The sequence below is a fragment of the Stenotrophomonas sp. NPDC078853 genome (assembly GCF_044901215.1).
GTDB lineage: Bacteria > Pseudomonadota > Gammaproteobacteria > Xanthomonadales > Xanthomonadaceae > Stenotrophomonas > Stenotrophomonas lacuserhaii.
This window is the reverse complement of sequence record NZ_JBJDOQ010000001.1, coordinates 159,422-184,687: the sequence shown is the minus strand read 5'-3', so window position 1 is coordinate 184,687 and position 25,266 is coordinate 159,422. Positions and strand designations below refer to the sequence as shown.

The following is a 25,266-nucleotide window of genomic DNA, read 5'->3' as shown; positions in this document are numbered from 1 at the left end:
GCCGCCATCCACGCTGTCGTGGCGATGTGCTGGCTCGGCATCCTGGCCGCCCTGTGCGCGGTGCCGCTGGTGTTGCAGCGGCCGGCGCGGCTGCTCGATGCGGTCGACGCGTCGGTGGTGGCCGACCATGGCGATGCGCCGCACCTGCTGCTGCACTTCAGTGCCGGCCTGCTGGCCATCGTGGTGCTGCTGGCGCTTGGCCTGGTTTTCCTGCGCCACCTGCAGCGCCTGGTGCGTTCGGTGCGCGACCGGCAACCGTTCACCCGGGGCAATGTCACCCGCCTGCGCCGGATGGCCTGGCTGATGCTGGCGATGGAGCTGCTGTCGATCCTGATCGGCGTCTACGCCAGCTGGATGGGACCGCAGTTCGCCTGGATGGAAATAGGCGGCGGCATGTCGATCACCGGACTGGTGGCGGTGCTGATGCTGTTCGTCATCGCCCATGTGTTCGCCGTGGGCACTGCGATGCGTGAGGACCTGGACGGGGTGGTCTGATGGCGATCGTCATCACCCTGGACCGCATGCTGCAGCAACGCGGCATGACCCTGTCCGAGCTGGCCGGGCGCATCGACATCACCTTGGCCAACCTGTCCATCCTGAAGACCGGCAAGGCGCGTGCGATCCGCTTTTCCACGCTCGATGCGATCTGCCGCGAACTGCGCTGCACGCCCGGTGACCTGCTCGGGCACGATCCGGCCGCGGCCCAGGACGACGGCGCCTGATCCTGCAGCACCCGCACTTCTTTCCCTTCAACCAAAGAAAAGAACCCACGCATGGAATGGCTGGCTGACCCCTCGATATGGATGGGGCTTGCAACCCTGGTAGTGCTTGAGATCGTGCTTGGCATCGACAACCTGGTGTTCATCGCGATCCTGGCCGACAAGCTGCCGCCGCACCAGCGCGACCGTGCGCGGGTGATCGGCCTGACCCTGGCGCTGCTGATGCGGCTGGTGCTGCTGGCCGCGCTGTCCTGGATCATGAAACTGACCGAGCCGCTGTTCGCGGTGCTTGGCCATGATTTCTCAGGGCGCGACCTGATCCTGCTGGTGGGCGGCCTGTTCCTGCTGTTCAAGGGCACCATGGAACTGCACGAGCGGCTGGAAGGCCGTACGCACGAGGGCGGCGGCAACCGGGCATACGCCGGCTTCGGTACCGTGGTGGCGCAGATCGTGGTGCTCGATGCGGTGTTCTCGCTGGACTCGGTGATCACTGCGGTCGGCATGGTCGACAACCTGGGCGTCATGTATGCAGCAGTGACCATCGCGATGGCGCTGATGCTGCTGGCCAGCAGGCCGCTGACGCGCTTCGTCAACCGCCATCCCACCGTGGTGGTGCTGTGCCTTGGCTTCCTGCTGATGATCGGCTTCAGCCTGGTGGCCGAGGGCCTGGGCTTCAGGATCCCGAAGGGCTATCTGTACGCGGCGATCGCGTTCTCGATCCTGGTGGAAGGCTTCAACCAGTGGGTGGGCTTCAACCGCGAGCGCGACCAGGCCCAGCTGCCGTTCCGCCAGCGCACCGCCGATGCGGTGATGCGCATGTTCGGGGTGCGCGATGCCGACGCGCAGGAGGACGATGGTGATCCGGCTGCTGGCGTCGGCGGGGAGCGTCTGCAACCGGTGGAGCAGGACATGATCCGCAGCGTGTTGACCCTGGCCGAACGGCCGGTGTCCAGCGTGATGACCGTGCGCACCGATGTGCAGTGGATCGATGTCAGCCGTGGCACTGAAGATGTCATTGCACGGTTGATCGCCAGCCCCCACACCCGCCTGCTGGTCGCCGACGGCGACCTGGACCGCCTGCGCGGCGTGGTGCAGAGCCGTGACCTGCTGGCCAACCTGCTGCAGGGCAGACCGCTGCAGTTGGAAGCCAGCCTGCGCGAGGCCCAGTTTGTTTCCTCCAACGCCAGCGCGCTGCAGGTGCTGGAGCTGATCCGACAGCATCCGGTGCCGCTGGCGGTAGCCGTGGATGAGTACGGCAGCGTGGAAGGGCTGGTGACCGCCAACGATCTGTTGGCCGCCATCGCCGGCGACCTCGCCGACACCCAGGATGAGCGTTATGGCATCACCGGGATCGCCGACCAGCAGTGGGAGGCCGACGGCGCGCTGACCCTGGACGACCTGCAGCGCATGGCCGGCATCCGCTTCGAGCGCAGCGGCGACTACCAGACGCTGTCCGGGCTGGTCCTGCATGCGCTGGACAGGATGCCGCTGGCCGGGGATGTGATCGAACACGCAGGCTTCCGGCTGCGGGTGCTCTCGATGGAGAAGCGCAGGGTGGGACGGGTGGCCTTGCAGCGCATTTCTGAACAAGTCAGGTGACGCCGGCCTTGGCAATGCGGAGCACGCGACACGCCGCGTCGCGAGTCGCCCGGAACGTCTTCACGCGTTGAACACATTGCTGATTGCGTAATGTGAAGGTTGTCCGGTCGGGGAAGGGGAACGCACCGTACTGCGTTACGTCATACCCGGCTGGAATCCTTCCGGCCAGATGTCCATGCAATGGCATGCACTGCTGGCCCTACCCAGCAGGAAACTCTCATGGCGGCATTGCAGCAGCGCACCCTTGATCTCATCCGCAGCAACGAGGAACAGGTTCTCACACAGTGGCAGCAGACCCTTGCCGCCGCAGGCCAGGGACAGGACAACCGCATTTCCAGCCACGAAGTGGATTCGCAGCTTCGTGAGTTCTGGCGGCTGTTCCTGCAGTCCATCCCGGCCGCCGATGTCGGCAGCCTGCAGGGCCCGGAATGGCAGGGCCTGCGCCGCTTCCTGGAAGACCTGTCCGCCGATCGCGCGCGCAGGGGCTTCAATTCCTCGGAGACGGCGAGCTTCATCTTCTCGCTGAAGCGCCCGTTGTTCGCCCAGGTCCAGGCGGCCCTGGCGGGCGATCCGCAGCAGCTGGGCGACCAGCTGTGGGCCATCTCCGAACTGCTGGACCTGCTCGGGCTGCAGACCGTGAAGGCATTCCAGAAGAGCCGCGAAGAGGTCATCCAGCGCCAGCAGGAAGAAATGCTCGAGCTGTCCACCCCGGTGGTGAAGCTGTGGGAAGGCGTGCTGGCGCTGCCGATGATCGGCACGCTGGATTCGCAGCGCACCCAGGTGGTGATGGAATCGCTGCTGCAGCGGATCGTCGAAACCGGATCGGAAATCGCCATCATCGACATCACCGGCGTACCCACGGTGGATACGCTGGTGGCCCAGCACCTTCTGAAGACCGTCACCGCCATCCGCCTGATGGGCGCCGATGCGATCATCAGCGGCGTGCGCCCGCAGATCGCACAGACCATCGTGCACCTGGGCCTGGACCTGCAGGGCATCGTGACCAAGGCCAACCTGGCCGACGCCCTTGCACTGGCGCTCAAGCGGACCGGCCAGACCGTGACCAAGGTGGCTGGCTGAGATGGATCGCATCCCGATCCTGCAGATGGGCGATCTGCTGTTGGTGACCATCCAGGTGGACATGCACGACCAGCTGGCGTTGACGCTGCAGGATGACCTGACCGACAAGATCCAGCGCACCTCCGCACGTGGCGTGCTGATCGACATCTCCGCGCTGGATATCGTGGACTCGTTCATCGGGCGCATGATCTCCACCATTTCCGCGCTGGCGCGGATCATGGATGCCACCACCGTGGTGGTGGGCATGCAGCCGGCGGTGGCGATCACCCTGGTGGAGCTGGGCCTGGACCTGCGCGGCGTGCGTACCGCGCTGAACGTGGAGCGCGGCATGAAGCTGCTGCAGCTGCCTGCAGGCGACCCATGATCGCCGAAGACGGATCCCTTCCGATTCGCATCGAGCAGGACGTGGTGCTGGCGCGGCAGACCGTGCGGCAGCTTGCGGTCCGCTTCGGGCTGCGGCTGGTGGACCAGACCAAGCTGGTCACCGCCGCCAGCGAACTGGCACGCAACGCGGTGATCTATGGCGGTGGCGGTGACATGCACTGGCGCATCGTCGAACGCGGTGTCCGCCGCGGCATCCAGTTGCAGTTCGCCGACCAGGGGCCGGGTATTCCGGACCAGGTGAAGGCGCTCACCGATGGCTGGTCATCGGGGTCGGGGATGGGCCTGGGCCTGTCCGGTTCGCGTCGGCTGGTCGATGATTTTGATCTGGACACGGCCGCAGGGCAGGGCACGCGGGTAACCATCACCAAATGGATCTGAATTTTTCCGGTCCGCTTACCCGTGTCGTGGTCGTCGAGGAAACCACCCAGGTCGGGCAGGCGCGGCGCGAAGCGTTGCGCGTGGCCGCCGAAGCCGGCTTCAACGAGATCGATGCCGGCCGGGTCGCGCTGGCTGCCACGGAAATGGCGACCAACCTGTGGCGCCACGGTGGCGGCGGTCGCATGACCCTGTCGGTCATCGCCGGTGCCTGCGGCCAAGGGGTGGAGCTGTGCACCTTCGACCGCGGCCCGGGCTTCGTGCTGGCCCAGTGCCTGCAGGATGGGTACTCCACCGCCGGCAGCCAGGGCCTGGGCATGGCCGCCATCGCACGCCAGGCGCGGGTGATGGAGGCCTGGTCCGATGCGCGCGGCTCGATACTGGTGGTGCGGATCCATCCAGAGCGGGCGCCGCGCGATGCGGACCTTGCCTATGGCGCGGTGCGGCTGCCGATGAAGCATGAGCTCGCCTGCGGCGATGCCTGGCACCTGCGCGTGCAGGACCAGAAACTGGCGTTGACGGTGATCGACGGCCTGGGCCATGGCGCGCTGGCGGCGGAGGCTTCCGAGGGCGGGGTGCGCGCGCTGGCCGCGCTGCCAACCGCAGGCTCGGCCGTGGACACCATCAACGACCTGCATGCCGCATTGTCGGGCTCGCGCGGCGGTGCGGCGGCGGTCGCCTGTGTTTCGCTGGGAAGCGGGGACATTGAGTACGCCGGCGTGGGCAACATCGCCGGCAGCCTGCTGATCGGCGATACTTCGCGTGGCATGGCTTCGATGCCCGGCATCGTCGGCGTGCAGTACCGCAAGGCGCAGGCATTCAGCCTTCACGCCCCCGCTGGCACGCTGCTGGTGATGCATAGTGATGGACTGCAGGCGCGGTGGAGCCTGCGCGATTACCCTGGGCTGCAGCATCGCCATCCCGCGTTGGTGGTTGCCGTGCTGCAACGTGATTTTGATCGTGGTCGCGATGATGTCTGCGTCGTCGCGCTGCGCGTGGGAGCCTTCCGATGAGCGTCACCGATCTGTCCCCGCAGCAGGAAATGGAGCGTCTCCGCGCGGAGAACGAAGGCCTGCGCGCTGAGCTGGACGAGACCAACCAGGGCGTGCTGGCGCTGTATGGCGAACTGGACCAGCAGGCCGAACAGCTGCGCCAGGTGTCCGAGTTGAAGAGCCGCTTCCTGTCCTACATGAGCCACGAGTTCCGCACGCCGCTCGGGTCGATCCTGAGCATGACCCGGCTGCTCGACGATGGCATGGACGGCGAGCTCAGCAGCGGACAGCGCCAGCAGGTGCTGTTCATCAGCAACGCCGCCAGCGAGCTGCGCGAGATGGTCGATGACCTGCTCGACCTGGCCAAGATCGAAGCGGGGCGTATCACCATTTCACCGGGCTGGTTCGACTTGATGGATCTGTTCTCGGCCTTGCGCGGCATGTTCCGCCCGTTGGTCGAAGGCAACGACATAGAGCTGGAGTTCATCGCGCCGCCGCAGCTGCCGATGCTGTACACCGATGACAAGAAGCTGGCGCAGATCCTGCGCAATTACGTGTCCAATGCATTGAAGTTCACCCCGCGCGGCCGGATCGTGGTCTCCGCCGAGCTGGAAGGCGATGCGGCGGTGCGCTTCAGCGTGCGCGACACCGGCATCGGCATCCCGCAGGAGATGCAGGCGGCGTTGTTCGAGGATTTCATGCAGGTCGATTCACCGCTGCAGAAGCGCCTGCGAGGTACCGGGCTGGGGCTGTCGCTGTGCAAGCGCTTCGCCGGGCTGCTGGGTGGCCATGTCGGGGTCAACAGCGTGCAGGGCGAAGGCTCGGAGTTCTTCGTAGTGGTACCGGTGAACCTTGAAACCGCAGCAGAGGCCGTCGATGCCGCACCGTGACCGCATCCTGATCGTGGATGACAACGTAGCCACGCGCTATGCAGTGCGACGGGTGCTGGAGCATCACGGTTTCCGCGTGGATGAAGCCGGGATGGGACAGGACGGGCTGGATGCGGTGGCGGTCAATGACTTCGCAGCGCTCGTGCTGGATGTGAACCTGCCCGACATGAGCGGCTTCGACGTGGTCCGCGAGCTGCGCGCACAACCGCGTACCGCGCTGCTGCCTGTGGTGCACGTGTCGGCGGCTTCGATCAGCACCGGGGACATGATCACCGGGCTGGACGCGGGTGCTGACGGCTACCTCACCCACCCGGTCGATCCGGAAGTGCTGCTGGCTACCTTGCGCAGCCTGCTGCGGGCCCGCCGCGCCGAAGATGCGCTGCGCGAGGCCGAGGCCCGTTTCGGCGAGATCTTCCGCCAGATCAACGCGCCCATCGCGGTGTTGAACGCCGACCTGAGCGTGCGCGATGCCAATGATGCCTTCGCCCGGTTGCTGGGCACCGGCATCAGTGGCGGCTCGCCCCTGGACCGGCTCGGCGGGGCAGGCGATTTCATCGATGGGCTGCGCGGGGCGCTGCAGCGGCGCGAGCGCTGGCAGGGCACCGTCGCCCTGCCCAATCCGGGCGGGACCCCGCGCATGACCCAGTGGCGCCTGACCCCGTACCAGCAGCCCGACCAAGGGCTGGTGGTGGTGGAAGACATCACCGCCCACCACGAGCGCGACCGCGAACAGCGCCGCGAACTGGCGTACCAGATTTCCGAGCGCGAGCGCACCGAAGCCGAGCTGCTGCAGGCGCAGAAGATGGACGCGCTGGGCCAGTTGACCGGCGGCATCGCACACGACTTCAACAATCTGCTGACCACCATCATCTCCGGCCTGGACATGATCGAACTGGCGGCCGACAGCGGCAAGCTGGAGCGGCTCGGCCGCTACATCGATGCCGCCTCCAGTTCGGCCACCCGTGCCGCGGCGTTGACCCAGCGCATGCTGGCCTTCGCGCGCAAGCAGCCGCTGGATCCGCAGCCGTTCGACGTGGCCCAGCGCGTGCATTCGCTGGAAGACCTGCTGCGGCGGACCATCGGCGAGAACATCGAGCTGGAGTTCGAACTCGGCGACGCACCGCTGGTGGCGCTGGCCGATCCCAACCAGTTCGAAAGCGTGGTGCTGAACCTGGTGATCAACGCGCGCGATGCGCTGGGTGGCAACGGCCTGATCCGCATCCGCGGAGAGCGCACCACGGTGGAAGGCGACTACAGCCTGGCCGCCGGCGACTACATCAGCGTGAAGGTGATGGACAACGGCAGTGGCATCGAAGCGCACCTGCTGAAGAAGGTCTTCGAGCCGTTCTTCACCACCAAGCCACAGGGCGAGGGCACCGGGCTGGGTCTGTCGATGACCTATGGCTTTGCCCGCCAGAGCGGTGGCGTGGCACGCATCAGCAGCGAACCCGGGGTAGGGACCGAAGTGGAACTGCTGTTGCCATTGGGCGATGCGGCCAAGATCGAGGTGGCCGGTGAGCGCGGTGAAACACCGGTAGGCCGCTTCGAGCGGATCCTGGTGGTGGACGACACCGATTCGGTGCGCCAGATGGTACAGGACATGCTGCGTGAGGCAGGATACGAGGTCATCGCGGTGGCCGATGCGCGGCAGGCGCTGCGCGAACTGCGCGACGATGAGAGTATCGCGCTGCTGCTGTCCGATGTCGGCCTGCCGGGCATGAACGGTCGTGAGTTGGCCGATGCCGCTCGCGAGCTGCGTCCCCGTCTGCCGGTGCTGTTCATTACCGGCTACACCGAACGCGCAACGGTGCGCAACGAGTTCCTCGGGCCGGGCATGGGCCTGCTGCCCAAGCCGTTCAACCTGTCCGAACTGCTGCGCGCGGTGAGTTTCGCCCTGCGCTGAGCCAGGCGCTGGTGCTTAGACGCCGCCTTCGCGCGGCAGTGGCGCGGGAACATTCAGCTGCCCGCCGGCCGCGACGTAGGCGGCCAGCGCTTCACCCTGGCTGAGCAGGTGACGGTTCATCGTCGCTTCGGCGGCGGCTGCATCCCGACGGCGGATGCAGTCCATCAGTTCGCGGTGTTCGGCCAGTGACTGCGCCATCCGGCCCGGCGTCAGCAGCTGGCGGCCACGGTGCATCTTCAGGATCCGGTGCAGGTCATGGGTCACCCGGATCAGCCACGGATTGCCGGCGTGGGTCTGCAGGGATTCGTGGATGAAGTAGTTGTTGCGGTAGTACTCGGCCAGGTCGCCGGCCGCGGCCGCCGCTTCCATCGCATCGTGCAAGGCCTGCAGCTGGGCGATGCCGGCGTCATCTATGCGGCGCACCGCATCGTGCGCGCAGCGGCCTTCCAGCATCGCCATCACCGGGAACAGCTGGTTGAGGTCTTCCAGGGTGAGGCGGGTGACCCGGCTGCCACGCCCGGCATCGATCTGCACCAGGCCTTCGGCGGCCAGCAGTTTCAGGCTTTCGCGCAGCGGCGTACGGCTGATGCCGAGTTCCTCGGCCAGTGCCGGTTCGTCGATCCATTCGCCCGGTGGCAGGAGGTAATCGTAGATCTTCTGCCGCAGTTGTTCGGCCACCTCTTCATAGAGTGGCACGCGGCGGGTGCTTTTACGGGGGCCGGGGGCCAGGGGCATGGTCGAAGCGCAGTCCAGGTGGATGCATCAGTCTAGCGGGTGCACCGGGAGGTGACGACCAACGGTCGCCCCCTCCCGGACGGATCACATCCAGCCCGGTACCACGAACAGCAACCATGCCAGCAGCGGGCCGAAGGCCACCACCAGTCCGCTGTAGACCAGGAAGCGACGGAACAGTGCCTCGCGCTCCTCCTTCGCCGCCGACGCCACCACCAGCGCGCCATTGGTGGAGAACGGGCTGACGTCCACCACCGTGGACGACACCGCGAGCGCGCAGATCACCCCAGCGGCGCTGAGGTGGCCCTGCATCAGGAACGGGACTGCCAGCGGGATCGTGGCGCCGAGCACGGCCGCCGACGAGGCGAACGCCGAGACGATGCCCCCCACGTAGCAGACCAGCAGCGCACCCAGCAGCGGGATGCCGATGGCCCCGACGCCGTGGCCGACGAAGTCGACCGCGCCGGCCTTCTGCAGCACCGCGACATAGGTCACCACGCCGCTGATCAGCAGCACGGTGGACCAGCTGATGCCATCCACCGCGCCCTTCTGCGCGGAAGGCGAGGCCAGCGCGATGGCGACCGCGACGGTGATCGCCACCAGGCCCACGTTGAGGTCATACACCAGTGCCGCCACGCCCAGGCCCAGCAGGCCCACCAGGGTGATCAGGCGGTCGCGGTTGATGCGGACTTCGTCCAGTGCCTGCGGGTCGTTGGACAGGGTGCCGCCGCCGGCACTGACCACCGCGCCATGGCCTTCAATGGCGAACTGGCGCGATGACGCCTGCACGCCGGCGACCAGCGGTTCTTCGGCCACCGCACGCCCACGACGCAGCAACGCGATGCCGCCGAAGGCGAAGAAGCAGATGAAAGCCATCAGCAGGTTGAAGCCGAGGCTGGTCAGGAACACCGCCATTTCCGTGACGTCCAGTCCCGCCTTCTGCACCACCTGGTTGGTGATGCCGCCATACACGCTGATCGGCGAGAAGCCGCCGGCCTGCGCACCGTGGATCACCAGCAGGCCCATCATCAACGGGTTGATCCTGTACTGCTTGGCAAAGCGCAGTGCGACCGGGCCGATGATCGCCACCGCCGCCGGACCCAGCGCACCGAATGCGGTAAGCACCGCAGTCACGATGAACATCACCCACGGGATGGCCACGATGTGGCCTCTTACTGCTTTCACCGCCCAGTGCACCAGAAGGTCGATGGTGCCGTTCTTCTGCGCGATGGCGAACAGATACGTGATGCCGACCAGGGTCAGGAACAGGTCGCCGGGGAATCCGGCAAGGACGTCCTTGCCGTCCATGCCGACCCAGATACCGCCGACGATGAACGCCAATGCAAAGCCCACGGCACCCATGTTGATGGGCAGGGCCGTGGCCACGATGAACATGATCACCAGACCGATGATCGTTGCGATTTCCGGACTCATGCGCCCTCCCGAGACACCTGGTTCGTTGCTTCCGATGGCGACCCGCCATCCAGGGGTAGTGCTTCGACTGCGTGGCCGATGCGCCCGCTCATGCGCGCGCGCAGGCCGTTTCCACCCATTCCACGACGCCCTCCAGCGTGTGGAAATCCTCCACCGATCGCGCCTGCAGCTGCGGATGCAGTTCGCGCGCGAGACGGCTCAATGCACTGCCGGGACCCAGTTCCAGGAACACCCGCGCGCCGCGCTCGACGGCCTGCTGCATCACGCCCTGCCACTGCACGGTGTGGGCGATCTGGGCGGCCAGCGTGTTGCGCACCTGGTCCGGCGTGGCCACGCGGCGGCCGTCGATGCCAGCCAGCAGCGGCAGCCGTGGGGCGTGCAGTGGCGTGTCATCCAGCACCTGGGCGAACGCGGTGGCGGCGGCGGCCAGCAGCGGGGTATGCGCCGGCACGTGGACCGGCAACACCACGCAGCGCGCGCCGCGTTGTTCGGCGTCGGCCTGCACGGCCAGAAGGTCGGCGCGCAGACCGCCCAGCACCCTGTGGTCGTCACCGTTGACGATGGCGACGGTCACGCCGCGCCCGGCGCACAGCGCCTCGATGCTGCCGCGTTCCAGCCCCTGTACCGCCAGCAGGCCGGCGTCTGCCGGACTGGCTGCGTCCATGCAGGCGGCGCGGCGCACGGCCAGCTGCAGGCAGGCCGTCGCATCGCAGCTGCCGGCCACCGCGTGCGCGGCCAGTTCGCCGGCGCTGTAGCCGGCAACCACCGTGGGCACCGGCAAGCGTGCTTTCAGCGCCAGCCAATGGCTGAGTGCGCCGGCGCAGACCAGCGGTTGTGCAATGGCGTTGTCGAAACGTATGGGGCGGTTGGCGGCAGCGGTGGGCGCATCGCCGAGCAGCACAGCCGCCGCCGCCAGCAAGGCGCAGGCATCAGGGTCTGCCTGCACGCGGCGGAACATGTCCGGATGCTGGCCGCCCTGTCCGGGGCACAGGATGGCCAGGCTCATGCGGCCTCCTGCTGCAGCAGGAAAAGCGCGCAGGCCAGCAGGTCGGCGCTGCCGCCCGGGCTGAGTCGCCGCTCTTCGAAAGCGTGGCAGATGCGTGCCATGTGCGCGGGGGCATCGCTTGCGCGCACGCCGCCGGCGTCAAGGAAGCCGCGTGCCTGTGCCTGTGCGAACGCCAGGCCTTCGGCGCCGCCACGATGCAGCAGGTTGAGGTCATCGGTGACCGCGACCAGCTGCATCAACGTCTGCAGCAGGGCGGCATCGCGCGCCAGCCCATCGGCCAGCGCGGCGCGCAGCACCGGTACCGCCACCCCGTGCAGCAGCGGGAAGCCCGCGGCCGCCTGTTCGCGCACCCCCGGGACGGCATGGCGGGCACGCGCACGCTGGCCGGGGCTGCCGGCATCCAGCGGCGCCTGCAGCAGGGCGTGGCGCCACCGGCGCACGCCGTCGCACACCGCATCGGCGGAAGGGGCAGGGCAGCCTTCAGCGTTCAGCCGCGCCGCCGAAGCCACCAGCAGGCCGAGGCTGAAGATCGCGCCGCGATGCGTATTGACGTTGCCGGTGGCGGCCAGCATGCCGCGCTCGGCCTGGATGCCGAGCTGGCGCAGCGGCGCGAAATCGGCGCTGGCGGCGGCCTGTGCGGCGATCGCCGTGAAGTAACCGCGCAGCGCGAACAGGCTGCGCAGGAAGGTGCCGGCATCCATGTCCTGGTGGCTGCCACGGCTGAAGGGAGTGACCAGTCCGGGCTTCGGGCTGCAGGCCAGTTCGGCGTGCAGCGCGACGATCGCAAGGCGACCGAGCGGACGCGCGCGCGGCACGGCCGTGGAAAGCGGGCGGGCCAGCGCACTCATGCGGGCAGCTCCGCGCCGGCAAGGCGTGAACGCGCTGCCAGCCAGCAGGCGGCATCGCCCTTGACCAGCACCTGCGCGGCTTCGCCGGCGTACTCGCGCCAGTTCACGGCCTGCGCCGCATCGAACACCAGTTCGCCATCGGCACGCAGCCCGTGCAGCGCTTCCCAGTCCTGCAGCAGGCGGCAGACCTGCGATGCCTGGCGGGGTCCGTCGACCCGCCAGAGCAGGTCCAGGTCGGAGCCGGCATGCAGATAATCCAGACCGGTGATCGCCTGCCAGGCGTGGCTGCCAAACACGCGTGGAAACAGTGCCTGGGCCGCGCAGTGGTCTTGCAGCGCCTGCAGGGCCGGGCGCCACGGCGCCGACAGCGCATCGATGACCTCGGTCAACCGTGGCGGGGCCACGTGACGGATGACCGCCTCGCGCTTGATCCGCAGCGACAACCGTTGCCGCCCCTCATCCAGCGGCAACGGCACGCCCAGCCGCAGCTGCACGCCGTCGGCGGCGGGGTCACGCCGCGCCACCACCAGCGGCAGGCGCGCCTGCATCCACGCGCGCAGGCGCGGTTCGGCCTGCGGACTCAGCGTGGTCCACCTCGCCTGCGGGTCGATCCAGACCAGGTCGTGGCGATGCATTTTTCAGGCCTCGCCTGCGGCCACGGCGCGGGCGACGTCGTGCGCCAGCAAGCGACCGCCACGTTCCAGCCCGCGCTCTCGGCGCAGGTCGAGCCGTTGCGGTTCGCTCAGCGCGGCAGCCAGCGCGGCGGCCAGGTCACCCTGCCAGACCGCCTCCACCGCGCCCATGCTTACGTAGTTGTCCACGCCGGGTGCGAACACCGGCGAGCTCAGGCTCAGTGCCTGCAGCTTTTCCAGCGGTTGCTTGGTGACACGCGCCATCGCGCGCAGGTCCATCACCCGTACCTGTGCCTCGGGCAGGGCGAAGATGCGGTCGGCCATCAGGCCGAAGGACAGGAAACCGCCGCTGACCGATTCACCGTAGACCAGGCTGACCAAAGCGGCGCCGCGCCGGCGCGCCAGCTCCAGGCTGCGCGCCAGGTGGGCGAAGCAACCGTTGATGCCCAACAGTTCATCGCGCCGCGCCAGCCGCTGGCCGGCGGTATCGACCAGCATCACGATCGGTCGTGTGGGATGGCCGCGGGTACTGGCCAGCACGCAGGCCGACAGTGCCAGCGCATGGTCCACGCCGACCTCCAGCTTGTTGGCGGTGCCGATCACCGTCACCTCGCCGGCGGCGGTGGTTGCCGTCCCGGTCAGCACGTCGTCGTTGCGTTCGATGCGATGGCCGGCGGGGAACAGCGCCGGCAGCAACTGGTCAAGGTTCATGGGACGCTCCGCGCGGCAACCGCGTCGAGGAAGGCGGCCGTATCCAGCAGCGGCAGCCGGTCGGGATCGGCGATGCCCTGGCGGGCCCATATCTCCAGCGCGTCACGGCAGTCGCCGTAAGCGGCGATCCGCGCTTCCAGCTGCTGCTGCGCCTGTTCGAGCGCGGCCAGCGGATCCTGGTCCGGGTCGCACGCGGCAATCGCGGCGACCGCGGCATCGGCGAAGGCCTGCATGTGGTCGGCCACCAGCGCGGATGCCTCGCCTGTCAGGTAGCGGTGCTTGCCACCGGTCACCCGCCACACCAGCGCGCGATCGCGCGAGTCGAACTCTTCCACGCCGCGGACGGTTTCAATCACCTCCGGGCCTGACAGCGACAGACGGCCTTCTTCGGACATCAGCACGGCCGAGCAGCAGCGGGCGACGATGCCCATGCCACCGAATGCACCATTGCCGCTGCCCACCAGCGCGATGACCGGAACACCCTCGGCGCGTGCGGCAAGGACCGCGCGCATGATTTCGGAGATGGCGATCAGCCCGGCATTGGCCTCATGCAGGCGCACCCCGCCGCTGTCCAGCAGCAACAACACCGCGTCCGGGCGCTGCTCGCGGGCGCGTTCCAGCAGGCCGGTCAGCTTGGCGCCATGCACCTCGCCCACACCGCCGCCCATGAAGGCGCCTTGCTGTGCAGCGACCAGCACCTCGCGCCCCTGCAGGCGCCCGGCACCGACCACGATGCCATCGTCGAACGCGCCGGGCACGTCCAGCTGCGCCAGGTGCGGGCTGATGGTGCGGCGGCGCGGCCCGAAGAATTCGCTGAAGCTGCCGGCATCCAGCAGGCCCTCGATGCGCTCGCGCGCATCGGCTTCGTAGTAGCTGCGCTGGTTCATGCCTCACTCCCGCGTTCGGCAAGGGTTTCCAGCGCCTGCTGCAGTCGTAGGCTGACCACCGCCGGGGTGGCGCCGGCATCATTCAGTGACAGGCGGACATCGCGCAGCGGGTGGCGGGCGGCGAAATCGGCCAGCACCGCCTGCCAGACATCGCCGAACCCGCGCGCGGAGGTGATCACTTCGATCTCCATCGCGCCATCCAGTGGGGCCGGCTCGACCAGCACTTCCAGGTTGCCGGAGGCGACCACGCCGACCAGCGCATGCAGCTCGGCGCTGCCAAGTTCCTGGGTGCCGGGAAAACGATAACGAAGGGTTTCCATGGAGAGTGTCCCTTACCAGTTGCGGAAACGTTTGGGCGGGTCGTACAGGCCGCCGGACCAGTGCACCAGGTCCTTCACCGAGCGCGCGGCCAACAGGTCGCGGCTGGCATCGCGGCTGCGCACGCCAAGGTCTTCGGCGCGGCGGATCACGCCGCGGTCGCGCAGGTTCTCCACCATCGCCTTGTCGCGCGCCATGCCGACGGCGGTGTAGCCGGCGACCCCGCGGATCGCCTGTTCGCGCTCTTCCGGCGTACGGCACAGCAGCAGGTTGGCGATGCCCTCTTCGGTGAGGATGTGGGTGACATCGTCGCCGTAGATCATCACCGGCGGCAGCGGCATGTTCGCGCGCTCGGCCAGTTCCCAGGCATCGAGACGGTCGACGAACGCCGGCGCCATGTGTTCGCGGAAGGTTTCCACCATCTGTACCACCAGCTTTCGTCCGCGCGGCATCTGGCCGGGCAGGGCGGCCTGCTGGCCGGCCTTCAGCCAGGCCGGACTGGCGTGGCGGCGGCCGCGGGCGTCGGAGCCCATGTTCGGCGCGCCGCCGAAACCGGCGATGCGGTCGCGGGTCGCGGTCGAACTGTTGCCCTGCAGGTCGATCTGCAGCGTAGAGCCGATGAACATGTCGCAGGCATACAACCCGGCGGTCTGCGAGAACGCGCGGTTGGAGCGCATGCTGCCGTCGGCGCCGGTGAAGAACACATCCGGGCGGGCCTGGATGTACTTCTCCATGCCCAGCTCGGACCCGAAGGAATGCACGGATTTGACGAAGCCGGATTCGATCGCCGGGATCAGCGCCGGATGCGGGTTGAGCGCCCAGTGGCTGCCGATCTTGCCTTTCAGCCCCAGCGACTCCGCATAGGTGGGCAGCAGCAGTTCAATGGCCGCGGTATCGAAACCTATGCCGTGGTTGAGGCGCTGCACGCCGTATTCGGCGTAGATGCCCTTGATCGCCATCATCGCCATCAGCACCTGGATCTCGGAGATCTGCGCCGGATCACGGGTGAACAGCGGTTCGATGTAGTTGGGACGCGGCGCCAGGGTCACGAAGTCGACCCAGTCGGCCGGGATGTCGACGCGGGGAAGCGTGTCGACGATCTCGTTGACCTGGGCGATGACGATGCCGCCACCGAACGCGGTGGCCTCCACGATCACCGGGGTGTCCTCGGTATTGGGACCGGTGTAGAGGTTGCCGTGGCGGTCGGCGGCCTGCGCGGCCACCAGTGCGATCTTCGGGGTGAGGTCGATGAAATAGCGGCCGAACAGCTCCAGGTAGGTGTGGATGGCGCCGATGTCGATGCGGCCTTCGGCCACCAGCCCGGCCAGCCGCGCGCCCTGCGGTCCAGAGAACGAGAAGTCCAGGCGCTTGGCGATGCCACGCTCGAATACGTCCAGATGCGAAGGCAGCGACAACACCGACTGCACCATGTGCAGGTCGCGCACCCGTTCTGGATTGACCTGGGCCAGCGACTCGGCAAGGAAGTCAGCCTGCTTCTGGTTGTTGCCTTCCAGGCAGACCCGGTCGCCCGGTTCGACGACCGCCTCGAACAGGTCGATCACGCGGGTATGCGGCACCTCGCGCTGCAGTCCGGCCTCGGCGGCCCGCTGCAGCCGCTGTTGGCGCTGTTGCTCAAGGGTGTTCCAGACACGGGTCATGCCACTGACCTTGGTAATTACGGAGTAATTACGACGTTATCACCGGACCGAGGGGCCTGCAAGCGCGAGTGCACCAGGAATGCACGTACCCGCTAACCACTGCGGATGCGTATCATCCGTATCTTTGGCCCCACCACCGGAGTTCTGCTTGACCTCTCTTCGCCCGATCAGTCCGATGGGCCGCGTGTTTGCGTGGACTGCTTTCTTCGAAGCCCTGACCTGGGCAGGCCTGCTGCTGGGCATGTGGCTGAAATACGGCCCGCAGACCACCGAATCGGTGGTCTGGCTGTTCGGCCGCCTGCATGGGGTGGTATTCATGGCCTACGTGGCGGTGACCGTGGTGGCTGCACTGCGCCTGCGTTGGCCGTGGTGGGCGACCCTGCTGGCGCTGTTGGCGGCGGTGCCGCCGCTGGTCACCCTGCCGCTGGAATGGTGGTTCCGCCGCCGCGGCTTGTTGTCGGTCCAGCGCTGAGACGCCGCCGCTCAGCGCACCGCGCGCGCCGAAATACCGACCAGCAGCAGGGCGATGGCCGCCAGCACGAAGGCGGTCACCAGGCTGCTCAGCTGGGCAACGAAGCCGACCAGCGCCGGGCCCGCCAGCACCCCGGCGTAGCCGAGCGTGGTGACCGCCGGAATCGCCAGGCTTTCCGGCATCGCCTTCTGGTTGCCGGCCAGGGTGAACAGCACCGGCACGATGTTGGCGCAGCCCAGGCCGACCAGCGCATAACCGATCAGTGCAACCGGCAGCGCGCTGGCGAAGGTGGCCAACAGCAGGCCAGCGGCCGCCACCGCGCCGCCGATCAGCACCGCACGCTGCGCGCCCAGCCACGCCACAGCGCGATCACCGAACAGGCGGGTGACGGTCATCGCAACGGAGAACACCAGGAAGCCCAGTCCCGCGCGGCCTGTCGGCACGTCCTGCACCTGGTTGAGGAACACTGCGCTCCAGTCCAGCATCACGCCCTCGCCGAGGAAGGCGACGAAGCACAACAGGCCGATCAGCAGTACGATCCCGCGTGGAATGGCGAACATCGGCGCATCACCGGCGGCGCGCTCTTCGCGCCAGTGCGGCGCGGCCACCAGCACCACCGTGGCCATCGCCGCCACCAGCAGGCAGGCGCCGAGCCATGGCGCCACGCCGAGCGCGAGCAGGCCGGTCATCGCCGCCGCGCCGACTGCCCCGCCGATGCTGTAGAAGGCGTGGAATCCGGACATCATCGGGCGCCGGGCATCGCGCTCGACCATCACCGCCTGCAGGTTCATGACGCAGTCGCAGGCGCCGATACCTGCCCCGAACACGAACAGGGCCAGCGCCAGGCTGATCGCCGACGGTGCGATGGCAAGCAGCGGCAGGGTCAGGCCGGCCATCAGCAGGGTCACCAGCATCACCGCGCGGCAGCCGACGCGGGCCGCCAGGGCGCCGGCCACCGGCATCGCCAGCAGCGAGCCGGCGCCCAGGCAGAGCAGGGTCAGGCCGAGGCCGCCTTCATCCAGGCCGGTGCGTGCCTTGGCGAAGGGAACCAGCGGGGCCCAGGCCGCGATGGCGAAGCCGGGCAGGAAGAACACGGCACGCGTGGCATGTTGCTGCCGCGCGCCAACGGGGAAGGAGGCTGCAGACATCGGTAGGCTCGGTAGGGGAGTCAGATGGAAGGAGCGGCGCTGACGATCACGTCCAGCCCCTGCAGGCGCAGCGCATCGACCAGCGCGGCGGGCGCATCGGCTTCAAGCAGCAGCACGTCAACCTGCTCGCGCGAGGCGATCCGATGGCTGGCGATGGCGCCGAGCTTTTCATTGCCGGCTACCACGACCACCCGGTCGGCGCAGCGCACCAGCGCCCGCTTGAACGCGGCTTCCTCGCCGTCCACGGCCCAGGCGGTGCCCTCGCTGTCGATCGCGCAGGTGCCGGCGAAGCAGACATCCACGTGCAGGCCGGCGAGGCATTCCATCGCCTGGCTGCCGAGCACCCCGCCGGAACGCCGGTCCAGGCGGCCGCCGATCAGGCTGACCTCGATGCCCTCGCGCGCCATCAACAGCAGGGCGATGTCCGGTGCGTTGGTGACCACCCGCAGTTGCAGATGACGCGGCAACATCGCGGCGATGGCGCTGTTGGTCGATCCGGCATCCAGCGCGATGAGCTCACCGTGGCGGACCAGGCCGGCCGCCAGCTCGGCGAGTGCCTGCTTGCGCGGCAGGTCCTGCTGCTGGCGCTCGGCCAGCGGCGGGAAGGTCGGAGTGAGTGGCAACGCGCCGCCGTGCACGCGCCGGCAAAGACCGCGCTGGGCGAGGTCGCGCAGGTCGCGGCGGATGGAATCCTCCGACACGCCGAACTGCAGTGCCAACGGCGTGGCCAGGACACGGCCGTGTTCGCGCAGCAACTGCAGGATGGCCTGCTGGCGCTCGCCGGGCAGGGTGTCGGCACTGTTCATTGGAGTGGTGCCGTACGCAACGGGCAGGGCATGGGCGGGCACGCGGTCTGGGCGGATCGCCATGCTATCGAGTGCATGCACGTTCGTGCAAGATCGTGCATCGGCGTGCATACGTATTCACTGGCCTGCAGCGCCTCCGCTGCCCGGGCAACGTGGTGGCGCCGCCGCGTGACACGCGCGAAAGTCATCCCATCGCGACGGCACGACCGGTACGCTGCAGAGCATGATGGCGAAGGAAACCGGAAGGATGGTCAAGGCATGGCGGTAGGACGGAGCGGCGCGATGGTCGATGGGAGCGCCACTGCGCTCGGGGACAGCTTCGGCCGTCGTTTCCCCTACCTGCGACTGTCGCTCACCGAAGCCTGCAACTTCAGCTGCAGTTACTGCCTGCCCGATGGCTATCACGGCCAAGCCGGCCCGGGGTTTCTTGGCGTGGCGGAAATCCAGCGGCTGGTGCGTGGCTTCGCGGCACTGGGCATGCACAAGATCCGCCTGACCGGTGGCGAGCCCAGCCTGCGCAAGGACCTGGAGCAGATCATCGAAGTGGTTGCCGCCGTGCCGGGCATCCGCAAGGTGGCCATCACCACCAATGGCACGCTGCTGCCCCGTCGGTTGCCCGGCTGGCATCGTGCCGGGCTGACCGCGCTCAACGTCAGCATGGACAGCCTGCGGCGCGATCGTTTCCATGCCCTGACCGGCCACGACCGGCAGCCGGAAATCCTGCAGGGCCTGCAGATGGCGCAGGCCTTGGATATTCCATCGGTGAAACTCAATGCGGTGCTGCTGCGCGGCGTCAATGATGACGAGCTGCCGCAGTGGATGGACTTCCTGCGCGAGCGACCGGTCAGCGTGCGCTTCATCGAACTGATGCGCACCGGCGACAACGAGGCCTACTTCCTGCAGCACCACCGGCGCGCGGACGAGGTCATCACCCAATTGCTGGAGGCCGGCTGGAGCGAGCGTCCGCGTTATCCCGATGCCGGGCCGGCGCGTGAGTTCGGCCATCCGGGGCACCGTGGCACGGTCGGCATCATCGCGCCGTACGCCCGTGATTTCTGCAGCAGCTGCAACCGCCTGCGGGTGACCGCGCGTGGTGACCTGCGGCTGTGCCTGTTCGGTGAATTCGGCGTGCCGCTGCGCCCGCTGCTGCAGTCCGACGACGACTTCGACGCCCTGCTGGCCCGCATCACGACCCAACTCGGGTTGAAGGCGGCCGGCCACGGCTTGCACCAGGGCCAGACCGGGTTGATCCCGCACCTGGCCTCCATTGGAGGATGAAACACAGCATGAGTGGTGAGATGAGCGCGGCCTTCCACATGGCCGATGTGCGTGACAAACGGATCACCCGACGCCGCGCGGTGGCGGTCGGCGAGCTGCTGGCCGGCCCGCTGGCGTATCCGATGATCCTCGAGCGCCGCCTGCCCAAGGGCGATGCGCTGGTGATGGCTGAAATCGCCGGGCTGCAGGGCGCCAAGATGGCCTCCGCGCTGATGCCGCTGTGCCATCCGCTGCCGCTGGAACTGGTGCGCGTGCACTGTGCGCCGGTGCCCGGACGACACGCCATCCGCGTGTGGTGCGAGTGCGCCAGCGAGGCCCGTACCGGTGTGGAGATGGAAGCGCTGGCGGGGGTCAACGCCGCGCTGCTGACCCTGTACGACCTGACCAAACCAGTGGAACCGGCGCTGGAGATCAGTGGCGTGCGGCTGCTGTTCAAGGAAGGGGGCAAGCGCGGGGTATGGGTCCATCCACAGGGCATGGATGCGCAGGAAACCGAACGCTTCGCCCCGCGTCCGCCGCTGCAGCTGCAGGGCGCACGCAGCGCGGTGCTGACGCTGAGTGATCGTGCCAGCGATGGCCGCTATGAGGACCGTTCCGGGCCGGTGCTGGTGCAGGGCCTGCAGGCGTTGGGCGCGGAGGTCGCGTTTGCCGAGGTGCTGGCTGATGGCATCGAGCCGCTTGCCTTGCGCCTGCGCGCGCTGGCGGCCGAGGGCGTGCAGCTGTGCCTGTGCACCGGCGGCACCGGCCTGGGGCCGCGTGACCTGACCCCTGAAGCGCTGCAGTCGCTGGGCGGCCGGCGGGTCGAGGGGCTGGCGCAGATGCTGCGCGCGCTCAGTGCCCAGCACACGCCGATGGGCTGGCTCAGTCGGGCCGAGGCGGTGCAGCTGGGCGGCATGCTGGTGTTCGCCCTGCCGGGCAGCCCGCGCGCCGCCGCGCAATGCCTGGAGATGCTGGCGCCGTTGCTGGGCCATGCCCTGGCGATGGTGACGGGCAGGGGGCACGCGTGATCGCCTATGCCGAGGCGCTGCGCATCGTGCTGGAGGCGGCACCGTTGTTGCCGGACGAGCCGGTCGCGCTGGACCAGGCGTGCGGCCGCACGCTATCCGCGGCCGTTTACAGCCCGCAGTGCGTTCCTCCGTTCGACAATTCCGCGATGGACGGCTTCGCGCTGCGCCTGGACGGATCCATGGCCACGGCGGGCAGTGAATTCGATGTGTTCGGTTGGCAGGCCGCCGGGGATGCGGCAAGCGTGGCGGGCAACGGGGCATGGGAAATAATGACCGGTGCACGTCTTCCGGATGGCCTGGACAGCGTGGTGCCGGTGGAGCAGGTGGAGATCCTGCGCAGCGAAGGCGGACGCCCGCTGCGGGTGCGCCTGCGCGCCGACGTAGCGCCTTTACAGTTCGTGCGCCTGCGCGGCCAGGATGTGCAGTCCGGCGAACAGGTGCTGGCAGAAGGTGAGTGCCTGGACCTCAATGCGCTGAGCCTGCTGCATGCCATCGGCGCCGCGCAGGTGAGGGTCAGGGCGCGTCCGCGCGCGGCCGTCATCACCACCGGCAAGGAGCTGGTCAGCCAGGCCGGCCAGGCACTGCAGTCCGGACAGATCCGTGACAGCAGCCGGCCCGCGCTGATCGCCCGGCTGCAGTCGGCCGGTGCACAGGTGGTTGCCGATGCGCTGGTGGGTGACGAGGTGGCCGCCTTTGATGCGGCGCTGGACCGGGCGCTCGCGGCTGGCGCACAGGTGCTGGTGAGTACCGGCGCGGTGTCTGCCGGCCGCTACGACTTCGTTCCTGCCGCGTTGCAGGCGCGCGGGGCGCACATCCTGTTCCACAAGGTGGCGATCCGCCCGGGCAAGCCGGTATTGTTCGCGCGACTGCCCTGCGGCGCGTTGTACTTCGGCCTGCCGGGCAATCCGGTATCGACCGCAGTCGGTCAGCGCTTCTTCGTGGAGCCGCTGCTGCGCGGCATGCTCGGCCTGCCCGCGGAGGTTCCCTTGCAGTTGCCGCTGCTGGCCGCTGCGGACAAACCGGAAGGCCTGCGCTTCCATGCGCGTGCGCGGGTTGAGATCGATGCCAGTGGTCAGCTGGGGGTGCGCGTGTTGGCCGGGCAGGAGTCGTTCCGGCTGAAGTCTTCATTGCGGGCCAATGCGTGGGCGGTACTGGACGGAACAGGTGACCGTGCCCCGGCGGGAAGCCGGGTGCAGGTGCTGGGTTGGGGCCACGCGACGCCCCTGCAGTTGAATGGAAAGGAGCAGGCATGAGGCAGGTGAGGGTGCAGTTGTTCGGCGCGTTTTCCGAACTGGAACCCACGCGCGAAATCGCCGTGGATGTGGCCGGGGGGCGGGTGGCGGATCTGCGCGCGGCGCTGCAAGCGCTGCTGCCGGTGCGCTGGCCCGCGTTCCGCGCTGGATTGCTGGAGTATTCGGCGTTCTCCGACCAGCAGCGCGTCCTGCGCGATGATGACGCGCTGCCCGATGACGGGCGCGTGGCGATCCTGCCACCGGTGAGCGGAGGATGAGCATGGCAGAGCAGGACCAGTGGATGATCGTCGACCGCGCCGGCGCGGCCATCGACGCGGCCGAGGCGATCGCCTTCGTGTCCGATCCCGGCTTCGGCGGCATCGATGTGTTCATCGGCAAGGTGCGCGACCTCAACCAGGGACGCGCCGTACTGGGCATCACCTACGATCTGTTCGAGCCGCTGGTGATGGCTGAGTTCGAACGACTGGTCGGTGAGGTCCGCGGGCAGTTCGGGCCGCGGGTGAAACTCTACGTGGCACATGCCAAGGGCCGCCTGGGGGTCGGCGATACGGCGGTGGTGGTGGCCGCCGGAACACCGCACCGCGACGAGGCTTTCAAGGCCTGCCGCGCGCTGATCGAAGCGGTCAAGCACCGCAGTCCGATCTGGAAACAGGAGCACTACCAGGACGGCGACAGTGTCTGGAGCGAAGGCTGTTCGCTGTGCCACCTCGCCGAGGGTGCCGGCCCCGCCTCGCCGCCCCCCGCAGCATGAAAGAGACCTGCCAGATGAAAGCCTGGATCACCGCGTTGCTGCTGCTCGCCGCTGCGCCCCTGGCGAGTGCGGCGGACCTGACCGTGTCGGCGGCCTCGAGCCTGACCGAGAGCTTCCGCGAGATCGCAACCGCCTACCAGAAGACCCATCCGGGCACCCGGGTCGACCTGAACTTCGCCGCCTCCGGCGTGCTGCTGCAGCAGATCGCGCGCGGTGCCCCGGTGGACGTGCTGGCATCGGCCGATGAAGCGACCATGGACCAGGCGGTGAAGGGCGGCCACGTGGACCCGGCCACGCGCCGGGTATTCGCGCGCAACGCCCTGTGGGTGATCGTGCCGCCGGACAGCCGCCTGCCCCTGACCTCGTTGCGGTCACTTGCGCAACCGGACGTCACGCGGGTAGCCATCGGTAACCCGGACAGCGTGCCGGTGGGGCGTTATGCACGCGCCGCGCTGCAGTCCGCCGCACTGTGGACGGGCGTGCAGCGCAAGGCGATCACCACCCAGAACGTGCGCCAGTCATTGGATTACGTGGCGCGCGGTGAGGTGGACGCGGGTTTTGTCTATGCCACCGACGCGCAGGCGATGCCAGGCCGTGTCAAACGTGCGTTCCAGGTCCCGATAAGCGCTGGCATTACCTATCCACTGGCGGTGGCCTCGCACAGCAGGAGGGCGAACGAAGCGCAGCGCTTCGTCGCCTTCGTGCAGTCGGCAGCGGGCCAGGCGATCCTGCGCCGGCATGGCTTCAGCTCGCCCTGATCGATGGACCTGGACTGGAGCGCACTCGGGTTGTCCCTGAAAGTGGCCGGATGGGCCACCGCGATCAACCTCGTGCTGGGTGTGGCGCTGGGTTGGTTGCTGGCGCGCCGCCGCTTCCCCGGGCGCGAACTGCTGGACACACTGCTGACCCTGCCGATGGTGCTGCCGCCGACCGTGCTGGGCTATTACCTGCTGGTGCTGATTGGCCGCAATGGTCCGCTCGGGGGGTGGCTGCAGTCCAGCTTCGGCATCAACCTGGTCTTCACTTGGCAGGCGGCCGTGATCGCCGCTGCGATCGCGGCCCTGCCGCTGGTGTTCAAGCCGGCGCGCGCGGCCTTCGAAGGCGTGGACGGGCAACTGGAGCAGGCGGCGCGCACGCTGGGTGCCAGCGAAGCGGCGGTGTTCTTCCGCATTACGCTGCCGCTGGCCTGGCGCGGCATCCTGGCGGGCCTGTTGCTGGCGTTCGCCCGCGCGATGGGGGAATTCGGCGCCACGCTGATGGTGGCCGGCAGCATTCCCGGGCGCACGCAGACCTTGTCCATCGCCATCTACGAAGCGGTGCAGGCCGGCCAGGATGGGCGCGCCAATGCGCTGGTGCTGCTCACCTCGGCGGTGTGCATCGTGGTGCTGCTGGTCGCGGCCCGGCTGGTCGGTGGACGACGCAGGGAGGCCCGCGATGTGGCTTGACGCGGACATCCAGCGCCACCTGCATGCCTCGGGCGAACATTTCCGGCTGCAGGTGCACCTGCAGTGCACGCAGCGTCGCGTGGTGCTGTTCGGTCCCTCCGGGGCGGGCAAGAGCCTCACCCTGAAAGCAATCGCCGGGTTGCTCAGGCCTGATGCTGGTCGCATCGTGCTCGACGGCCAGGTGCTGTTCGACGCCGAAGCGGGGATCTGCGTGCCCGCACGCGCTCGCCGGCTGGGCTACGTCTTCCAGGATTACGCGCTGTTCCCGCACCTCACCGTGCGCCAGAACGTGGCCTTCGGGGTGCAGCGCGGATGGTGGAACGCGCGGCGCGGCAGCCGCCATGCCGAGGTCGAGCACTGGCTGCGCGTGCTGCGCATCGACCGTCTTGGTGAACTGCTGCCGTCGCAGATTTCAGGCGGGCAACGGCAGCGCGTCGCGCTTGCCAGGGCGCTGGTGACGCGTCCCCGTGCGCTGTTGCTGGATGAACCCTTCGCTGCATTGGACCACGATCTGCGTGCGCACCTGCGCATCGAGCTGCAGGCCGTGCTCGAGCAGGCCGGCATGCCGTTGTTGCTGATTAGCCATGATCCAGAGGATGTGGCCGTGTTCGGTGAGCAGGTCCTGCATCTGCTTGACGGCGGTCCGGCAGCGGCCGGCGAACGCGCTTCATCGCCGTCGCGCTGAGCTGCCGGTCCGCTAGCGTGCAGGGTCGCGAGGGTCGCGGAAATCGGCGCGCACACGGCGCCCGACGCGCTGCCCACGACGCGCGAATCTGAAATCTTCAGCCAATCCGTGCGCGGATGCGTCGCCGCGCACTGCGGCGCTATCGGTAAGCGGTACGTGGCGATACCAGCCGCTGAAGCTGTTCAGATGATCGGCTCATGCGGCGATGTTCGTCGCACATCACGCGATGTCACAAAGACAACGCAGCGATTTC

General features: G+C 68.3%; 29 protein-coding genes. 18 read left to right on the top strand and 11 right to left on the bottom strand.

Annotated elements, in window-relative coordinates; translation table 11 throughout:
• Nucleotides 1-24 precede the first annotated feature (24 nt).
• The 9 genes from ACI2JH_RS00815 (at nt 25) to ACI2JH_RS00775 (ending at nt 7,942) form a co-directional block, all read left to right on the top strand.
• A complete protein-coding gene (locus ACI2JH_RS00815; RefSeq protein ID WP_101100668.1) occupies nt 25-495 on the top strand; it encodes a DUF2975 domain-containing protein in 471 nt (156 codons plus the stop codon).
• Entirely contained in the window at nt 495-722 is a 228-nt protein-coding gene (locus ACI2JH_RS00810) for a helix-turn-helix transcriptional regulator (protein WP_191768426.1), read from the top strand. The genes ACI2JH_RS00815 and ACI2JH_RS00810 overlap by 1 nt, the downstream gene beginning before the upstream one ends.
• Before the next feature lie 51 nt (nt 723-773).
• Nucleotides 774-2,318, top strand: coding sequence for a TerC family protein (locus tag ACI2JH_RS00805; RefSeq protein WP_404735146.1), 1,545 nt, complete (start codon nt 774-776; stop codon nt 2,316-2,318).
• A 219-nt stretch (nt 2,319-2,537) separates the two neighbouring features.
• Nucleotides 2,538-3,398, top strand: coding sequence for an STAS domain-containing protein (locus ACI2JH_RS00800; protein ID WP_101100627.1), 861 nt, complete (start codon nt 2,538-2,540; stop codon nt 3,396-3,398).
• A 1-nt stretch (nt 3,399) separates the two neighbouring features.
• On the top strand, nt 3,400-3,762 hold the full coding sequence (locus tag ACI2JH_RS00795) for an STAS domain-containing protein (protein WP_101100628.1): 363 nt from the start codon (nt 3,400-3,402) through the stop codon (nt 3,760-3,762).
• Nucleotides 3,759-4,160, top strand: a complete 402-nt coding sequence (locus ACI2JH_RS00790; RefSeq protein WP_101100629.1) for an ATP-binding protein — start codon at nt 3,759-3,761, stop codon at nt 4,158-4,160. Before ACI2JH_RS00795 ends, ACI2JH_RS00790 begins: the two co-directional genes overlap by 4 nt.
• Nucleotides 4,151-5,170 carry an ATP-binding protein gene (locus ACI2JH_RS00785; RefSeq protein WP_404735145.1) on the top strand — a complete coding sequence of 340 codons (1,020 nt, stop codon included), beginning with the start codon at nt 4,151-4,153 and terminating at the stop codon, nt 5,168-5,170. Before ACI2JH_RS00790 ends, ACI2JH_RS00785 begins: the two co-directional genes overlap by 10 nt.
• Entirely contained in the window at nt 5,167-6,039 is an 873-nt protein-coding gene (locus ACI2JH_RS00780) for a sensor histidine kinase KdpD (RefSeq protein ID WP_182656126.1), read from the top strand. The genes ACI2JH_RS00785 and ACI2JH_RS00780 overlap by 4 nt, the downstream gene beginning before the upstream one ends.
• Complete coding sequence (locus ACI2JH_RS00775; RefSeq protein WP_404735144.1) at nt 6,026-7,942, top strand: response regulator; 1,917 nt, start codon at nt 6,026-6,028, stop codon at nt 7,940-7,942. Before ACI2JH_RS00780 ends, ACI2JH_RS00775 begins: the two co-directional genes overlap by 14 nt.
• Before the next feature lie 15 nt (nt 7,943-7,957).
• Here the strand turns inward: ACI2JH_RS00775 and ACI2JH_RS00770 are convergent, their stop codons facing one another.
• The 9 genes from ACI2JH_RS00770 to mdcA all read right to left on the bottom strand — a co-directional run bounded on the left by ACI2JH_RS00770 (nt 7,958) and on the right by mdcA (nt 16,168).
• Complete coding sequence (locus ACI2JH_RS00770) at nt 7,958-8,677, bottom strand: GntR family transcriptional regulator (protein WP_042613592.1); 720 nt, start codon at nt 8,675-8,677, stop codon at nt 7,958-7,960.
• Between the two features lie 84 nt (nt 8,678-8,761).
• Nucleotides 8,762-10,108: an SLC13 family permease gene (locus ACI2JH_RS00765; RefSeq protein WP_101100634.1), complete on the bottom strand. Its 1,347-nt coding sequence runs from the start codon at nt 10,106-10,108 to the stop codon at nt 8,762-8,764.
• 88 nt (nt 10,109-10,196) lie between these two features.
• Nucleotides 10,197-11,114: a malonate decarboxylase subunit epsilon gene (gene mdcH, locus ACI2JH_RS00760; RefSeq protein ID WP_404735143.1), complete on the bottom strand. Its 918-nt coding sequence runs from the start codon at nt 11,112-11,114 to the stop codon at nt 10,197-10,199.
• On the bottom strand, nt 11,111-11,962 hold the full coding sequence (gene mdcB / locus ACI2JH_RS00755) for a triphosphoribosyl-dephospho-CoA synthase MdcB (protein ID WP_404735142.1): 852 nt from the start codon (nt 11,960-11,962) through the stop codon (nt 11,111-11,113). Before mdcB ends, mdcH begins: the two co-directional genes overlap by 4 nt.
• Nucleotides 11,959-12,597 (bottom strand): malonate decarboxylase holo-[acyl-carrier-protein] synthase, encoded by a 639-nt coding sequence (gene mdcG / locus ACI2JH_RS00750; protein ID WP_404735141.1) that lies wholly within the window; start codon nt 12,595-12,597, stop codon nt 11,959-11,961. The genes mdcB and mdcG overlap by 4 nt, the downstream gene beginning before the upstream one ends.
• 3 nt (nt 12,598-12,600) lie before the next feature.
• On the bottom strand, nt 12,601-13,305 hold the full coding sequence (gene mdcE / locus ACI2JH_RS00745) for a biotin-independent malonate decarboxylase subunit gamma (RefSeq protein WP_404735140.1): 705 nt from the start codon (nt 13,303-13,305) through the stop codon (nt 12,601-12,603).
• On the bottom strand, nt 13,302-14,192 hold the full coding sequence (locus ACI2JH_RS00740; RefSeq protein WP_349998266.1) for a biotin-independent malonate decarboxylase subunit beta: 891 nt from the start codon (nt 14,190-14,192) through the stop codon (nt 13,302-13,304). The genes mdcE and ACI2JH_RS00740 overlap by 4 nt, the downstream gene beginning before the upstream one ends.
• A complete protein-coding gene (gene mdcC, locus ACI2JH_RS00735; protein ID WP_101100640.1) occupies nt 14,189-14,512 on the bottom strand; it encodes a malonate decarboxylase acyl carrier protein in 324 nt (107 codons plus the stop codon). The genes ACI2JH_RS00740 and mdcC overlap by 4 nt, the downstream gene beginning before the upstream one ends.
• Nucleotides 14,513-14,524: 12 nt before the next feature.
• Nucleotides 14,525-16,168 carry a malonate decarboxylase subunit alpha gene (mdcA, locus tag ACI2JH_RS00730; protein ID WP_404735139.1) on the bottom strand — a complete coding sequence of 548 codons (1,644 nt, stop codon included), beginning with the start codon at nt 16,166-16,168 and terminating at the stop codon, nt 14,525-14,527.
• Between the two features lie 175 nt (nt 16,169-16,343).
• On the opposite strand from mdcA, the gene ACI2JH_RS00725 reads away from it, so the two are divergent.
• Complete coding sequence (locus tag ACI2JH_RS00725) at nt 16,344-16,640, top strand: DUF3817 domain-containing protein (RefSeq protein WP_223181708.1); 297 nt, start codon at nt 16,344-16,346, stop codon at nt 16,638-16,640.
• A gap of 11 nt (nt 16,641-16,651) precedes the next feature.
• On the opposite strand, the gene ACI2JH_RS00720 is transcribed toward ACI2JH_RS00725, so the two are convergent.
• Nucleotides 16,652-17,788, bottom strand: coding sequence for an MFS transporter (locus ACI2JH_RS00720; RefSeq protein WP_404735138.1), 1,137 nt, complete (start codon nt 17,786-17,788; stop codon nt 16,652-16,654).
• Nucleotides 17,789-17,808: 20 nt separating this feature from the next.
• The gene (locus ACI2JH_RS00715; protein WP_404735137.1) at nt 17,809-18,594 is read right to left on the bottom strand and encodes a DeoR/GlpR family DNA-binding transcription regulator; all 786 of its coding nucleotides are present in this window, start codon (nt 18,592-18,594) and stop codon (nt 17,809-17,811) included.
• 282 nt (nt 18,595-18,876) lie between these two features.
• Between ACI2JH_RS00715 and moaA the strand changes: the two genes are divergently transcribed.
• Genes moaA through ACI2JH_RS00675 form a run of 8 tightly spaced genes read left to right on the top strand, consistent with a single transcriptional unit; the run spans nt 18,877 to nt 25,013 of the window.
• Nucleotides 18,877-19,872, top strand: coding sequence for a GTP 3',8-cyclase MoaA (gene moaA, locus ACI2JH_RS00710; RefSeq protein WP_319278048.1), 996 nt, complete (start codon nt 18,877-18,879; stop codon nt 19,870-19,872).
• Between the two features lie 8 nt (nt 19,873-19,880).
• Complete coding sequence (moaCB, locus tag ACI2JH_RS00705; protein WP_404735136.1) at nt 19,881-20,879, top strand: bifunctional molybdenum cofactor biosynthesis protein MoaC/MoaB; 999 nt, start codon at nt 19,881-19,883, stop codon at nt 20,877-20,879.
• Nucleotides 20,876-22,132, top strand: coding sequence for a molybdopterin molybdotransferase MoeA (locus ACI2JH_RS00700; RefSeq protein ID WP_404735135.1), 1,257 nt, complete (start codon nt 20,876-20,878; stop codon nt 22,130-22,132). Before moaCB ends, ACI2JH_RS00700 begins: the two co-directional genes overlap by 4 nt.
• Nucleotides 22,129-22,389 (top strand): MoaD/ThiS family protein, encoded by a 261-nt coding sequence (locus ACI2JH_RS00695; protein ID WP_404735134.1) that lies wholly within the window; start codon nt 22,129-22,131, stop codon nt 22,387-22,389. The genes ACI2JH_RS00700 and ACI2JH_RS00695 overlap by 4 nt, the downstream gene beginning before the upstream one ends.
• 2 nt (nt 22,390-22,391) lie before the next feature.
• A complete protein-coding gene (locus ACI2JH_RS00690) occupies nt 22,392-22,883 on the top strand; it encodes a molybdenum cofactor biosynthesis protein MoaE (RefSeq protein ID WP_182656114.1) in 492 nt (163 codons plus the stop codon).
• A gap of 14 nt (nt 22,884-22,897) precedes the next feature.
• Nucleotides 22,898-23,641: a molybdate ABC transporter substrate-binding protein gene (modA, locus tag ACI2JH_RS00685; protein ID WP_404735133.1), complete on the top strand. Its 744-nt coding sequence runs from the start codon at nt 22,898-22,900 to the stop codon at nt 23,639-23,641.
• Between the two features lie 3 nt (nt 23,642-23,644).
• On the top strand, nt 23,645-24,328 hold the full coding sequence (gene modB / locus ACI2JH_RS00680) for a molybdate ABC transporter permease subunit (protein ID WP_349998274.1): 684 nt from the start codon (nt 23,645-23,647) through the stop codon (nt 24,326-24,328).
• Nucleotides 24,318-25,013 carry an ATP-binding cassette domain-containing protein gene (locus ACI2JH_RS00675; protein WP_404735132.1) on the top strand — a complete coding sequence of 232 codons (696 nt, stop codon included), beginning with the start codon at nt 24,318-24,320 and terminating at the stop codon, nt 25,011-25,013. The genes modB and ACI2JH_RS00675 overlap by 11 nt, the downstream gene beginning before the upstream one ends.
• The last annotated feature ends 253 nt before the right edge of the window (nt 25,014-25,266 follow it).